The 12,673-nt window shown below is 58.7% G+C and carries 12 protein-coding genes; 8 read left to right on the top strand and 4 right to left on the bottom strand.

What is annotated here, in order from left to right; all coding sequences use genetic code 11:
- Window positions 1–100: 100 nt before the first annotated feature.
- Window positions 101–1,309, bottom strand: coding sequence for a reductive dehalogenase (locus RSK20926_RS09265; protein ID WP_008206125.1), 1,209 nt, complete (start codon window positions 1,307–1,309; stop codon window positions 101–103).
- Between the two features lie 141 nt (window positions 1,310–1,450).
- On the opposite strand from RSK20926_RS09265, the gene RSK20926_RS09260 reads away from it, so the two are divergent.
- A complete protein-coding gene (locus RSK20926_RS09260; RefSeq protein WP_037254535.1) occupies window positions 1,451–1,930 on the top strand; it encodes a hypothetical protein in 480 nt (159 codons plus the stop codon).
- Window positions 1,931–2,008: 78 nt separating this feature from the next.
- Here RSK20926_RS09260 and RSK20926_RS09255 read toward each other — a convergent pair whose 3' ends face one another.
- The 3 genes from RSK20926_RS09255 to RSK20926_RS09245 are packed head-to-tail and all read right to left on the bottom strand — an operon-like array spanning window position 2,009 to window position 4,752.
- Window positions 2,009–2,620 carry a TadE/TadG family type IV pilus assembly protein gene (locus RSK20926_RS09255; protein ID WP_008206122.1) on the bottom strand — a complete coding sequence of 204 codons (612 nt, stop codon included), beginning with the start codon at window positions 2,618–2,620 and terminating at the stop codon, window positions 2,009–2,011.
- Between the two features lie 3 nt (window positions 2,621–2,623).
- The gene (locus RSK20926_RS09250) at window positions 2,624–3,163 is read right to left on the bottom strand and encodes a TadE/TadG family type IV pilus assembly protein (RefSeq protein WP_008206121.1); all 540 of its coding nucleotides are present in this window, start codon (window positions 3,161–3,163) and stop codon (window positions 2,624–2,626) included.
- A complete protein-coding gene (locus RSK20926_RS09245; RefSeq protein ID WP_008206120.1) occupies window positions 3,160–4,752 on the bottom strand; it encodes a pilus assembly protein TadG-related protein in 1,593 nt (530 codons plus the stop codon). The genes RSK20926_RS09250 and RSK20926_RS09245 overlap by 4 nt, the downstream gene beginning before the upstream one ends.
- A gap of 342 nt (window positions 4,753–5,094) precedes the next feature.
- Between RSK20926_RS09245 and RSK20926_RS09240 the strand changes: the two genes are divergently transcribed.
- The 7 genes from RSK20926_RS09240 to RSK20926_RS09215 all read left to right on the top strand — a co-directional run bounded on the left by RSK20926_RS09240 (window position 5,095) and on the right by RSK20926_RS09215 (window position 12,654).
- Window positions 5,095–6,525 carry a Glu/Leu/Phe/Val family dehydrogenase gene (locus tag RSK20926_RS09240; RefSeq protein WP_008206119.1) on the top strand — a complete coding sequence of 477 codons (1,431 nt, stop codon included), beginning with the start codon at window positions 5,095–5,097 and terminating at the stop codon, window positions 6,523–6,525.
- Between the two features lie 37 nt (window positions 6,526–6,562).
- On the top strand, window positions 6,563–6,736 hold the full coding sequence (locus tag RSK20926_RS22820) for a hypothetical protein (RefSeq protein WP_008206118.1): 174 nt from the start codon (window positions 6,563–6,565) through the stop codon (window positions 6,734–6,736).
- A 24-nt stretch (window positions 6,737–6,760) separates the two neighbouring features.
- Complete coding sequence (locus RSK20926_RS09235; RefSeq protein WP_008206116.1) at window positions 6,761–7,348, top strand: hypothetical protein; 588 nt, start codon at window positions 6,761–6,763, stop codon at window positions 7,346–7,348.
- A 230-nt stretch (window positions 7,349–7,578) separates the two neighbouring features.
- Window positions 7,579–8,832: a sarcosine oxidase subunit beta family protein gene (locus RSK20926_RS09230; protein ID WP_008206115.1), complete on the top strand. Its 1,254-nt coding sequence runs from the start codon at window positions 7,579–7,581 to the stop codon at window positions 8,830–8,832.
- Window positions 8,833–8,901: 69 nt separating this feature from the next.
- Complete coding sequence (locus tag RSK20926_RS09225; protein WP_037254533.1) at window positions 8,902–9,171, top strand: sarcosine oxidase subunit delta; 270 nt, start codon at window positions 8,902–8,904, stop codon at window positions 9,169–9,171.
- On the top strand, window positions 9,168–12,113 hold the full coding sequence (locus RSK20926_RS09220; protein ID WP_008206113.1) for a sarcosine oxidase subunit alpha family protein: 2,946 nt from the start codon (window positions 9,168–9,170) through the stop codon (window positions 12,111–12,113). The genes RSK20926_RS09225 and RSK20926_RS09220 overlap by 4 nt, the downstream gene beginning before the upstream one ends.
- Window positions 12,106–12,654: a sarcosine oxidase subunit gamma gene (locus tag RSK20926_RS09215; RefSeq protein ID WP_008206112.1), complete on the top strand. Its 549-nt coding sequence runs from the start codon at window positions 12,106–12,108 to the stop codon at window positions 12,652–12,654. Before RSK20926_RS09220 ends, RSK20926_RS09215 begins: the two co-directional genes overlap by 8 nt.
- Window positions 12,655–12,673 lie beyond the last annotated feature (19 nt).

Below are 12,673 nucleotides of genomic sequence, written 5' to 3'. Positions count from 1 at the left end.
TCTCCTGCATGAGTTGCGTTGCAGCCAAGATAGGGCTGCGCGCTCAGCCGGATAATGCCCGTACCCTCACCGCTTTTGTGCAAAAGCGCACATACCTAGCTTAGCTTTCTTTGCCCGCCGCTGTCTGATCGTCGTTCTGATCCTGCTGCCACCAGTCTCCCGGTTTGACGCGGGCGCCGTGTTTGTCGGCTAGCCGCAGGGCCAGCTTTCTCAGCGGTGACAAGGCCAGCCGCAGCCACAGCCGGTTGTGGCGCTGGCTGTAGTCCCGGTTGAAGGGGCAGACCCGCATGCAGATGGCGCAGTCCGAGGCCAGCTTGGCCCAGAAAGAAAAGCATTTCTCTGCGTCGGAGGTCCATTTCTTCACGCCGCGGATAGCCGAGATATTGCTGCCGCCTTCTTCGGGAGGGCCGTAGGGTAGGGCCTTGACCGGGCATGCATCGGCGCATTTGGTGCAGATATCGCAAAAGGCGCGCACCCCAAGGGGCTGCGGTGCGTCATGGCTCAGCGGCAGATTGGTGAAGATCTTGGAGAACCGCAGGCGGGGGCCGAATTCCGGCGTGATCACCATCTGATTGCGCGCATATTCGCCCAGGCCCGCTTTCACCGCATAGGGGATCACCAGCCCGGTGTCGTTCATTGAGGGCACCGCCTCATAGCCGAGGTTGCGGATATAGGCGGCGAGCTGCATCACCACCGAGGCCTCATGGCTGTATTCCCGTCCCGTAGCGGCTCCGGCCAAGGCGGAGGGGTAGGTGGCAACCAGCTCCTGCTCCATCTCATGGCCAAGGACAATAACGCTGTTCAGCCCCTCAGGCAGGTCATGGGGGGCCTCGGAAAAGTCGCGGGTGTCCACACGAGATGTATAAAGCCAACGTTCGTCCAGATCGGTAACACCACAAAGATCAGCGCCAAAGAACTTTGCGATGCGCTTCACCTCTGCGCTCATCCGGGTAGGATCTTCGATCGGCATCGGCTCTGGCGCAACTGGAGTGTCAGGCTGGATCGGGGCCTGAAAGCCCTCACGGATCCCATCCGCACCGCGCCGGTTCGAAATGACATCAGAAACCAACCAAGCGGCATTGCGCAGGGCAAAATCGCGCTGAGTGAAGCCGTCGCCCCGGCGCGGTGCCGCCTCCATGCGGTAAGAGGCGAAGAACTTGGCGGTGTGTTTGGATTTTACCAGCGGATCCCAGAAAGCGCGGGTAAAGACATCATTGCGCTGGGTGAAGCGTTCAAAGTTCTCGGTGATCTCAATGCCTGCCGCAGCATCGGTGTCGTAGCGGGGTGGGGTGTTTTTGGGCCAAGTCATAGCAAGGACCCTATGGGCCGCACCCCAGGGCGGCAATAGTCCTTTGGGAGGATGGCCCTGTCAAAAATTGCCGTACAAGTGGGGCTGTTCCCACTTGGGGAAAGCCTGTATCACCAAGCCAATCAAGGCAGGAGAGCAGAAATGTCCGAAGAAGTTCTGGCAAAAATCGAAGCATCTGGTGTGCGGCGGGTCATGGGTGTGGGTATGCTGGGCTGTATCGGACTTGTGCTGATCTACATCGCCATGTCCACGCCACCCTCTGTGGGCTGGTTGGCTTTTCTCTTGATTGTGGGCTTTGCTGCGCTTTGGCTGTCCTGGCGCATGTGGCAGGCAACTGCTTTTCATATCGAGCTGACCGAGACCGAGCTGCGCAGTAGCGATGGCAGTCTTATTGCAGAGGTCGCGGAGATTGAGGCCCTGGATCGCGGGTTCTTTGCCTTTAAGCCTTCCAACGGCTTTCTGATCCGCCTGTCCTCCCGCGGCCCAAGAGCATGGTTTCCAGGCCTTTGGTGGCGCGCTGGGCGCCGGATCGGCATTGGTGGTGTGACGCCCGGGTCTCAAAGCAAAGCCATGTCTGAAATTCTGGCGGCGATGATCGCGCAGCGAACAGGCAAGCTATGAAGTTAACCCGCTGGCCTGTAGGGCGCAGCGGGTTTCATTTGATTTGTAGGGAACGTTGTCGGTCTGTCGAAACAGTGATCAGTCGATGCTATCTCCGCCGTCGTCGTGGCTGCCGCCGCCGACGTCTACGCCTTCAAAGTAGACCAGGGGCGCGAAACGCGGGCGGGTGAAAACAAAGTTCTCAATGTCGAGGTCAGGCAGACCGACCTCGAAGGCTGGCACGAGGTCATTGAAGGTTTCAACCACGATGACCCGCTCCTCGTCCGGCATGTTGGGTAGATCATCCTCGATTTCTCCCACGGTGGCATTTGTCCAGGCCGTGAATGTTCCTGCCAGATTGTCGCCCCGGACTTTTGACCAATCCACATAGTAGCGGTCGTTGTCCTCGTCCCAGCGCACCACCGTGACCCTAAGGGAAACGCTGGAGTCGCCTCTGATCAGCAGTTGGGTCATTTCATGCATGCTGTCCATATAGTCTTCGGTCAGCGTTGTCGTCTCGCGTGAGATCAGGTCGGAAACTGTATAGGCGGCTTTGAGGTTGATGCTCTCCTGGCGGAAGGCGTCAAAGAAGGTGTAGATCGCCGCAAAGAGCCAGAGCAACAGAGGAATGTAGATGACAAATTCTACAGTAACAGAGCCCTCTTGCTTTTGACGAAAGCTCTTCAGTTTATGAAAGATTGACTGTTCCATGGCTTATCTCGGCTCCTGAACAAAGGCAGAGGCCGCAAAGAGGCTGGCCCGGCCGTCGCCGTCCTTTTCCAGGACATCCCCAAGTCCCCAGGTCGAAATGAACGGTCTGTATTTCATGCAGGCTCGTATCAGCATCAATTCGTTCGACGCACCGCCAACAAATGTGCGTACGGGTTGAACATCCTCGATGCTGTTGACGCAGTCTGGTTCGGGATCAACAGGAGACCAAGCGAACGGGTCCAATTGAACCATTTCGAGGCGCAGCGAGGTCGCGCAATCGTCGATAAAACCAGATAGATCACAAACCTGGTCACGGATTTCGTTGTGCTGTGGTGCCGAGCCGGTCGACAAGCGAATGCCACGAACGGTGATATCCAATGCGCGTTCAAGCTGGGACTGGCGCAGGTTGATCATGCCCAGCTCAACGGTGGAAACCAGCATGAGCAACAGGAGCGGAGCCAGGATGACGAATTCAATCGTGGCGTTGCCGTCCTCGCGCCTTCGGAATTTGCAGAGCAACTTGATCAGGCCTGAGCGTATCATTGTGTCAGCCTCAGCTTGCGGATTGAGGTTGCAATGGATTCAAAGGCATCGCGGATTTCCAGGCCATCGACATCGAAGTAGTGAGAGTCCGAGCTGGCACAATCCTGCAAGACTGCGACACCATTGCTGGGTGCTTCAAAGCCGATGGTATAGACGATAATGCCCTGGGCCTTGGCTGCACTACAGACGTTGCTGGTGCGCGTGTTCTTTGTGCTGTTGCCATGGTAGTCATAGACCCCATAGTACCATTCACTCCTGGCGGAATAGCTTCCCATCCAATCGGCGTAGATGTACTTATAGAGGTACTTCAACGAGGTATAGGCAAAAAGGTCGGGGTAGCTTAGTTGCTGTGCATTGTTGCCGCCATAAGGGGAGCTGTACCAATAGGAATAGCCGTCGCGCCAGTAGTACCCATTGTCGGGGTTATAGGTGGAATATCTGTTCGCGCTAAAGTCGTACCAAACGTTTGAGTCGCCAGCTCGGTGATCGTCTTCGACGTAGTACTGTGAAGTGTTTTGGCCGTCGGTCATCAAGACGATGATTTTGAGTGTATCTGGGTCGGAGTAGTCCACCGGGCGCACCGAGAATTCGCTGGGGACGCTTGCGCCCGAGGCCAGCGATGAGATCGCTGGTCGCGCGGATGGATCCAGCAAGGCAACCCCCCATTTCATCCCAATGTCGATAGAGGTATTTCCCCAAGCGGTCAGGTTGGTAATGAAACTCTTGAGTGTTGTTGCATCCTTCTGAAGAGGAAGGATCTCGCGGCTGCTGCGATCGTCGCAAATTTCATAGTCAATTGGCGACCCCGAGGCGCGTGTATTGGAGGTGTACCATGGCGAAAAATGCATGGTTCTTTCACGTTCGCTGGTGGTGGATAGGGCTGTTGTTGAATAATCTGATGTTTCGAAGTTGATGCAATTGGCAAAATTGTTGGTGCCGGACGTTGTGTATTCGTCAAACAATTCGTCAGACACCGAAACCTGGGTCGCATAGGGCACGATCGAAATCGACATCCGCCCATCGGTAGTGTTTTCAACCATGGTGTCGATGAAATCCCGCGCAGCCACCTTGAGGTTGGACAGGCGGCTATTTGAATTCATCGATCCGGATACATCCAAGACCAGAGAAATCTCTAGGCCATCGATGCTCTCCTCTGCGGTGGAGCTGGCATAGACGGGCAAATCGCTGCCGCCTGCGAATTGCAGAAGATGGGCATCAAAGGTCGCATCGATGGTTGCCTTAACTTTTTTGTAGCCGAGGCCGGTTTCGACCTCCGGGGCCTCATAGTATTCACCCAGGCCCGCTTTGTTCAGATAGTCCTGCACAACCACTGCAGGTTCCTGCGTTTGGTCAAGGTCGGCCGCAGCAAGCACAGCCCTGTCCAATGTGTATTGCAGAACAGTCCGGTCACGCTCCAAACGCATCAGGTCGACGCCCACGCCCCCCACGGCCAGCATGGCAAGAAAGAAGGCAATAGTGGGATAGGCGAGTGCACCGCTCTCATCACTACGAAAGCTGCGCAGGTTGTTAACACTCTTTTCGAGGACATAGCGCGGCAAGGCGGTTTCTGGCATCCGGCATTTGAACATTGGCAGCAACCTTCATCGCCCCGCGGTCCACGGGGCATTTACAAAGTGGGTTTTCGACAGTTCATGATTGGTTTGGGAAGATGGCGGAAATGGGGCGCTGTTAGGTCTATTTGGTTTCAATTTTCTTAATCTGGCCGCCAATTTTTGGCTGCGGCAGCCTCTGTCGCGGAACCGGCAACAATGGCGAGGAGGGCTATCCGAATCGACAGTCTGAAAAACGAGAAAGATGCAACGTGAAAAAAAGGAGATGGAAAGGGTTAAAATGGTCGCACTCTTTAAGCTTCCGTGCATAGATTTGAAAGACAATCACCTGAGTCGTTTTAGGAGCACGGAGTGACGCCAATGAGCAGCCCTAAAGAGCCCAGTTTTCGCGAAAGCGTAGATATCATGTTCAATCGGGCTGTGGCCCTGATGGACCTACCGCCAGGGCTCGAGGAAAAGGTCCGTGTCTGCAACGCCACCTACACGGTGCGTTTCGGTGTGCGCCTTCGCGGCGAGATACGAACCTTCACCGGATATCGCTCGGTCCATTCCGAGCATATGGAGCCCGTGAAAGGCGGTATTCGCTATGCGCTGGGCGTGAACCAGGATGAGGTTGAAGCGCTTGCCGCACTTATGACCTATAAATGTGCCCTGGTTGAAGCACCCTTTGGCGGGTCCAAAGGCGGGCTTTGCATTGATCCGCGTGAATATGAAGAGCATGAGCTGGAGTTGATCACCCGCCGTTTTGCCTATGAGTTGGCCAAGCGTGACATGATCAACCCGGCCCAGAACGTCCCGGCTCCTGATATGGGCACCGGTGAGCGTGAGATGGCCTGGATTGCAGACCAGTATCAGCGCATGAATACCACCGATATCAATGGTCGCGCCTGTGTTACCGGCAAGCCGCTGAATGCGGGGGGGATCTCTGGGCGGGTAGAGGCCACCGGGCGTGGCGTTCAATATGCTCTGCGAGAGTTCTTTCGCTACGAAGAGGACAAGGCCAAGGCGGGTCTCTCTGGTACCCTTGAGGGCAAGCGAGTCATTGTTCAGGGACTTGGCAACGTGGGTTATCACGCTGCAAAATTCCTCAGCGAAGAGGATGGGGCGCTGATTACCGGTGTAATCGAAAGAGATGGCGCGTTGTTCCGCGAGGAGGGCCTGGACGTAGAGGCCGTGCGCAACTGGATCATCAAACACGGTGGTGTGAGTGGCTACCCGGATGCCAACCTGATCGAAGATGGGGCAAAACTGCTGGAGCAGGATTGCGATATTCTGATCCCGGCCGCACTCGAAGGGGTAATCAACCTCAGCAACGCAAAAGAGATCAAAGCTCCTTTGATCATCGAAGCGGCGAATGGTCCGGTGACTTCGGGCGCGGATGAGATCCTGCGCAACAAGGGTACGGTAATCATCCCTGATATGTATGCAAACGCAGGTGGTGTGACGGTCTCCTACTTTGAGTGGGTCAAGAACCTGAGCCATATTCGTTTTGGACGCATGCAGCGGCGGCAGGAGGAGGCGCGTCACCAATTGGTTGTTGATCAGTTGGAAGCGCTGTCCGATAGCATGGGCAATACTTGGAACCTCGAAGGCAGTTTCAAAGATAAGTACCTGCGCGGTGCGGATGAGTTGGAGCTGGTGCGTTCCGGTCTCGATGACACAATGCGGATTGCCTATCAGTCTATGCGCGAGGTCTGGCACAGCCGGGACGATGTAACCGATCTGCGCACCGCGGCCTATCTGGTCTCGATCGACAAGGTCGCCCGCAGCTATCGGGCCAAGGGGCTCTGATCCTTAGCGGTTCTTCGCCGGTTTCTGTGCACTTTGGATGGCGGGCCTTTTGCCCGCCATTTCTTTGGCGGGTTCCGCGGCAAACGGGCAAACTGCTCTGAAGGACTTTGGCCGCAGGCTTTATGTGCTGGGCGAAACCACTGGTGGGTCCCTGGAGGACTGGCAAGCCGCCGAGCAAAAGCTGCTCGAAGACTGGCGCAGCCTGCAATAGGCCGGGCGGCTGGAGCCCCTGGCATTGGACGGGAAGGGGCGCAATCTTCTGATACGCGCTGCCGCCAAAGGCTATGCTTTTGCGGTCGCGTTCCTTTTGGAGCTGCCCGAAGTCAAACAAGCAGTGGACCAGCGTGATCTCTCCGGGCTCAGAGCTTTTGATCACGCGGTTCTGGCTTTCGATCAAACCTTGCTGGTCTGCCAGCCGGATCTTGAAAAGTTCAACCCTTTTGCACTGGTGCCGTTCCTGGTGGTGCAGCCCTATTATGAGTGGAGGTCACCCTATCCGAAGGTTGCCCGTCTGCTGCTGGAGGCCGGGGCGGCGCCCAAAGTGGAGGCCGCGCGGCGCCATTGGCTGGATAACTGCCCGAATTCCGATGTGGAAATGCGCCGGGATGTCGCGGAAGCAACTGAACTGCAGCCAACACTGCTGTCTCTGCGTTTTGAAGTAGCAAGGCTGCACTGCATGCGAAGGGCGCAGGATGCCTTTGATCTGATGCAGGAAATCTTTGGCGCGCGCTGGAGTGCCGAACGCATGGCGGCGGAAGAGCAGGCTTTCTGGGAAAAGAAGCGGGCAGAATGCGGCAGTGAGGGCGCCCAGATCCCGGGTTGATTTCCGTAGCGGCTGCTTTGCGGCGGGATTTGCGGAATTTGTGCCCCGATTTGTCGGCATTGGTACTAGACACATGTGATTAGTTCTGGTGATCTGTGGCGGCGGGAGCTTGCCGCTTTGCTAAATTCTGCGGCTTTGCTCTACCCGCCTTGCTTGAAAGTCGCTAGCAATAGCGCAACCTTTTTGCGGTAATTCGCGGTCAGGCCAAAATACAGGGGGAGGAGTGCAGGATGCGGTTTTCGGGATGGCGGGTGCTCAAGGAGGGGCTCACCGGAAACAAGGGTTGGGCGCCCCATTGGCGTGACCCTGAGCCCAAGCGCGAATATGATGTGGTGATCATCGGCGGCGGCGGTCATGGGCTGGCAACGGCCTATTACCTGGCGGCGGAGCATGGCATCACCAATGTGGCGGTGCTGGAGAAGGGTTATCTCGGCGGCGGCAATGTCGGTCGCAACACCACCATCGTGCGGGCCAACTACTATCTGCCCGGAAACTCTGAATTCTATTCGCATTCTCTGAAGCTCTGGGAGAGCCTGGAGCAGGAGCTGAACTACAATGCGATGATGTCCCAGCGCGGGATTATCAACCTGTTCCACAATGACGGCCAGCGCGACGCAGCCGTGCGGCGCGGCAATGCCATCGTCAACCAGGGTGATGATGCAGAACTGCTGGACCGCGAAGCCGTGCGCCGGCTGGCGCCGTTTTTGAATTTCGACAATAACCGTTTTCCCATCATGGGCGGACTTATGCAGCGCCGGGCGGGCACCGCGCGCCATGATGCTGTGGCCTGGGGCTTTGCCCGCGGTGCTGATATGCGCGGCGTGGATCTGATCCAGAATTGCGAAGTGACTGGCATCGATGTCGAGAACGGCAAGGTCACCGGGGTGCAGACCGCGCGCGGGCCAATCAAGGCCAAGAAAGTTGCGCTGGCCGCCGCTGGGCGCAGCTCTCAGGTGGCGGCTATGGCGGGGCTCACCCTGCCGATCGAGAGCCATGTGCTGCAGGCCTTTGTCTCGGAGGGGCTGAAGCCTCTCATCGACCACGTGATCACCTTTGCCGAGGGTCATCTCTATATCAGCCAGTCCGACAAGGGCGGGCTGGTTTTTGGCAGCTATCTGGATTTCTACGCCTCTTATGCGGCGCGCGGCAACCTTCCGATGGTGGAGCACACCATGGAGACCTGCGTTGCCATGGTGCCAGCGGTCAGCAAGGCGCGGCTCTTGCGCAGCTGGGGCGGCATTATGGATATGACGCCGGATGGCTCGCCCATCATCGATCATTCCCCGATTGAGGGCCTCTATCTCAATTGCGGCTGGTGCTACGGCGGCTTCAAGGCCACACCCGGCTCCGGCAATGTCTACGCGCATCTGATTGCCACCGACCGGCCCCATGGGGCGGCGGAGAAACTGAAGCTCGACCGTTTCTGCAGTGGCGTGGGCCTGATGGATGAGGAGGGGACCGGTGCGCAGCATAATTTGCACTAAGGCTTTGTTGCCAATCTGGGGAGCCTCCGGCGGAGGTATTTGGAGCAAAATGAAAAGGGAGCCTTGGCAATGAGGATCACCTGTCCGCTCTGCGGTGAAAGAGACCGCCGCGAATTCTATTACAAAGGGGCCGCGCTGGAACGCCCTGCTGCGGAGGCCGATCTGGACGCCTGGCATGCCCATGTGCACCTGCGGGAAAACCCGGCAGGGGAGCTGGAGGAGCTTTGGTATCATGAGATGGGCTGCAATTCCTGGCTCAGAGTGACGCGCGATACCGCCACGCATGAGATTACCGATGTGGTGCTGGCGGCGGATGCCGGGCTGGGAGGTGCACGATGAGGATTGCGGGCAAAGGACTGGCGCCTGAAGCGAAATCCGTCAGCTTTACCTTCAATGGCCGTCATTTGATGGGGCAGGAGGGAGACACCCTGGCTTCTGCCCTTTTGGCCAATGGTGTGCATCTGGTGGGGCGCTCATTCAAATATCACCGGCCGCGCGGCATTCTGACAGCGGGCAGCGAAGAACCCAATGCCCTGGTCACTCTGGGTCACGGGCCGCAGCAGGACCCGAACCAGAGGGCGACGACGCAGGAGCTTTTTGAGGGGCTGGAGGCGCGCAGCCAGAACTGCTGGCCCTCGGTCGAGCATGATGTGATGGCGCTGAACAATCTGGCCGCCCCCTTCTTTGGGGCCGGGTTCTATTACAAGACCTTCATGTGGCCCGCTGCCTTTTGGGAAAAACTCTATGAGCCGATGATCCGGCGCGCGGCGGGGCTGGGTGCCCTGTCGGGTGAGGCGGACACGGACGCCTATGAGAAGGCCTATGGCTTTTGCGATCTTTTGGTGATTGGCTCCGGGCCTGCCGGGCTGATGGCGGCCCTGACCGCGGGGCGTGCCGGGGCGGATGTAATCATGTGTGAAGAGGACTGCCGCTTGGGCGGGCGCCTCTTGGCCGAAGACGAAGAGATCGATGGCAAGCCCGCGCATCTCTGGGTGGCAGAGGCTGAGGCAGAGCTGGAGGCCATGGAGAATGTGCGCCTGATGCGCCGGACTTCGGTCACCGGCGCCTATGATCAGGGCACCTATGCAGCACTGGAGCGGGTGAGCCATCATCTGCCGCGCAGTCATAGCCTGAAGGGCAGCCATCTGCCGCGCGAATGCTTTTGGCGGATCGCCGCCAAGCGCACAGTGCTGGCGGCTGGCGCTATTGAGCGCCCGGTGGCATTCCGCAACAACGACCGCCCCGGCATCATGATGGCCGGTGCGGTGCGGGCCTATCTCAACCGCTGGGGCGTGGCCCCGGGCGAGCGCATGACGCTCTTTGCCAATAACGACGATGCCCACCGCACTGCGCACGATCTGGTGAAATCCGGCGTGCATCTGGCAGCGGTGATCGACAGCCGCCATGATGCGCCCGAAAGCGATCTCTATCCGGTGATCAAGGGTGCGCAGGTCTGCAACTCCGGCGGCGGCAAGCAGCTGGAGAGCATCACCGTGCGCTCGGTGCGCGGTGAAGAGAAGATCCAGACCGATTGCCTGGCGATGTCCGGCGGCTGGAACCCTTCGGTGCATTTGACCTGCCACCTGAACGCGCGGCCTGCCTGGCGGCGAGATATTCTGGGCTTTGTGCCCGAGGCGGGCGCGGTGCCTGGGCTGCGGGCGGCGGGGGCCTGCAATGGCAGCTTCAGCACGGCTGGTGCCCTGCGCGAAGGGGCGGAAGCGGCACTGGCTGCTCTGAATGACCTGGGGCTGGCGGCTGCCACGCAGGAATTGCCGCAGGCGGAGGATGCAGAATACCGGATTGCACCGCTTTGGGCGGTGCCGGGCAAGGGCCGCGCCTGGCTCGACTTCCAGAATGATGTGACGGTCAAGGATGTGAAACAGGCAGCGGTGGAGAACTTCCGCTCGGTCGAGCATATGAAGCGCTACACCACCCAGGGCATGGCGACGGATCAGGGCAAGAACTCCAATGTTGCTGCGCTGGCGGTGCTGGCCGATGCCAACGGGCGCACAATACCTGAGACCGGCACGACCACATTTCGCCCGCCCTTTACGCCGATGGCCATTGGCGCCATGGGAGCGGGGGCTGCCGATGAGGGCTTTAAGCCGCAACGCTTCCTCACCTCCCATGAGGCCGGGGAAGCGCGCGGGGCGCATCAGCTTGAGGTCGGCCTCTGGTACCGGGCCGCCTATTTCCCCAAGCCGGGAGAGACCAACTGGCGCCAGTCCTGCGACCGTGAGGTCATGTATGTGCGCAATGCGGTGGGCATCTGTGATGTTTCCACCCTGGGCAAGATCGACATTCAGGGCGCGGATGCAGGTAAATTCCTGGATTTTGTCTATACCAATGGCTTCTCAAAGCTGAAGGTCGGCAAGACCCGCTACGGGCTCATGCTGCGCGAAGACGGTTTCATCATGGATGACGGCACCACCGCGCGGCTGGGGGAGCATCACTATGTGATGACCACCACCACCGCTGCTGCCGGTCAGGTCATGGCGCATCTGGAGTTCGTCTCTCAAGCTCTGCGGCCCGAATGGGATGTGCGCTTTACCTCGGTCACGGAACAATGGGCACAGTTTGCTGTAGCCGGACCGAAATCGCGTGAGTTGCTGAACGGCTTGCTGGACGAAAAGATCGACAGCGAAAGCTGGCCCTTCATGGGTTGCGGTGAGATCTCTGTCATGGGGATCAAGGGCCGCTTGTTCCGGATCTCCTTTTCAGGCGAAGAAGCATATGAGCTGGCGCTGCCCGCGGGCTATGGCGACAGCCTCTACCGGCTCTTGGTCGAACGGGCAGAGGCGCTGGGCGGCGGGGCCTATGGGATGGAGGCGCTGAATGTGTTGCGGATCGAGAAGGGCTTTATCACCCACGCGGAGATCAACGGCACGGTGACCGCCTTTGATCTGGGCATGCAGGGGCTGATGTCGAAGAAGAAAGACTTCATCGGCAAAGCAATGGCGACGCGCCCGGGCCTATTGGGTGAGGAGCGCATGCAGCTGATTGGTTTGAAACCTGTTGGTGCCGTGAAAGAGCTGAGCGCCGGGGCGCATCTGTTCAACCCGGAGGATCCGGTGGAGCGCATCTATGATCAGGGCTATGTCACCTCGGCGGGCTTCTCGCCTTTGATGGGGCACATGATTGCGCTGGGCTTCCTTAAGGATGGGCAGAACCGTATCGGGGATCAGATCCGCCTGGTGGACCACATGCGCGGGCTGGATGTCCAATGCGAGGTCTGCGAGCCGGTATTCTACGACACAGAAGGGGAGCGGGCCCGTGGCTGAACTCACGCTGAAATCACCCTGCGAAGGGCTGTTGCCCGTCACCTGCGGTGCGCTCACTCTGAAAGAGGCGACTCCAGGCCCGCTGACCACCATTGCGCCTTTTAAAGGGCAGGAGGCAGCCCTGAGCAAGGCGCTGAAAAAGGCGCATGGGATGGCCTTCCCTGGGCCGAATGAAAGCACTGAAGGCAAGGCCGGCGCCAGAGCCATCTGGTTCGGGCGTGATATGGCGCTTTTGACTGGGGCCGCCCCGGCGGAAGGTCTGTCGGAACATGCGGCACTGACCGATCAATCCGCAGGCTGGGCCGTGGTCACCCTGGAGGGGGTCGGCGGCGAAGAGGTGCTGGCACGGCTTTGCCCGGTGGATTTTCGCCTCGCCGAATTCCCCGTTGGCGCTACATCCAGAGCAGAGCTGAAGCATATGATGGCCTCGGTGACGCGGCTGGAAGAGGCGAGCTTTCAGATCATGGTCTTCCGCTCTCTGGCGCAGACTTTGGTGCATGACCTGAAAACAGCCATGGAAGCTCTGGCGGCGCGGGGGTAGTCTCTCCGGATCATCAACT

The sequence above is a fragment of the Roseobacter sp. SK209-2-6 genome, assembly GCF_000169455.1.
Classification (GTDB): Bacteria; Pseudomonadota; Alphaproteobacteria; order Rhodobacterales; family Rhodobacteraceae; genus Pseudophaeobacter.
Note: the sequence above shows the minus strand (reverse complement) of the source record. Positions and strands in the feature narration are given on the sequence as shown.

Excerpts from the sequence above, each read along its gene's own strand:
- RSK20926_RS09265 (WP_008206125.1), bottom strand. The coding sequence starts at position 1,309 with ATGACTTGGCCCAAAAACACCCCACCCCGCTACGACACCGATGCTGCG.
- RSK20926_RS09260 (WP_037254535.1), top strand. The coding sequence starts at position 1,451 with ATGTCCGAAGAAGTTCTGGCAAAAATCGAAGCATCTGGTGTGCGGCGG.
- RSK20926_RS09255 (WP_008206122.1), bottom strand. The coding sequence starts at position 2,620 with ATGGAACAGTCAATCTTTCATAAACTGAAGAGCTTTCGTCAAAAGCAA.
- RSK20926_RS09250 (WP_008206121.1), bottom strand. The coding sequence starts at position 3,163 with ATGATACGCTCAGGCCTGATCAAGTTGCTCTGCAAATTCCGAAGGCGC.
- RSK20926_RS09245 (WP_008206120.1), bottom strand. The coding sequence starts at position 4,752 with ATGTTCAAATGCCGGATGCCAGAAACCGCCTTGCCGCGCTATGTCCTC.
- RSK20926_RS09240 (WP_008206119.1), top strand. The coding sequence starts at position 5,095 with ATGAGCAGCCCTAAAGAGCCCAGTTTTCGCGAAAGCGTAGATATCATG.
- RSK20926_RS22820 (WP_008206118.1), top strand. The coding sequence starts at position 6,563 with ATGGCGGGCCTTTTGCCCGCCATTTCTTTGGCGGGTTCCGCGGCAAAC.
- RSK20926_RS09230 (WP_008206115.1), top strand. The coding sequence starts at position 7,579 with ATGCGGTTTTCGGGATGGCGGGTGCTCAAGGAGGGGCTCACCGGAAAC.
- RSK20926_RS09225 (WP_037254533.1), top strand. The coding sequence starts at position 8,902 with ATGAGGATCACCTGTCCGCTCTGCGGTGAAAGAGACCGCCGCGAATTC.
- RSK20926_RS09220 (WP_008206113.1), top strand. The coding sequence starts at position 9,168 with ATGAGGATTGCGGGCAAAGGACTGGCGCCTGAAGCGAAATCCGTCAGC.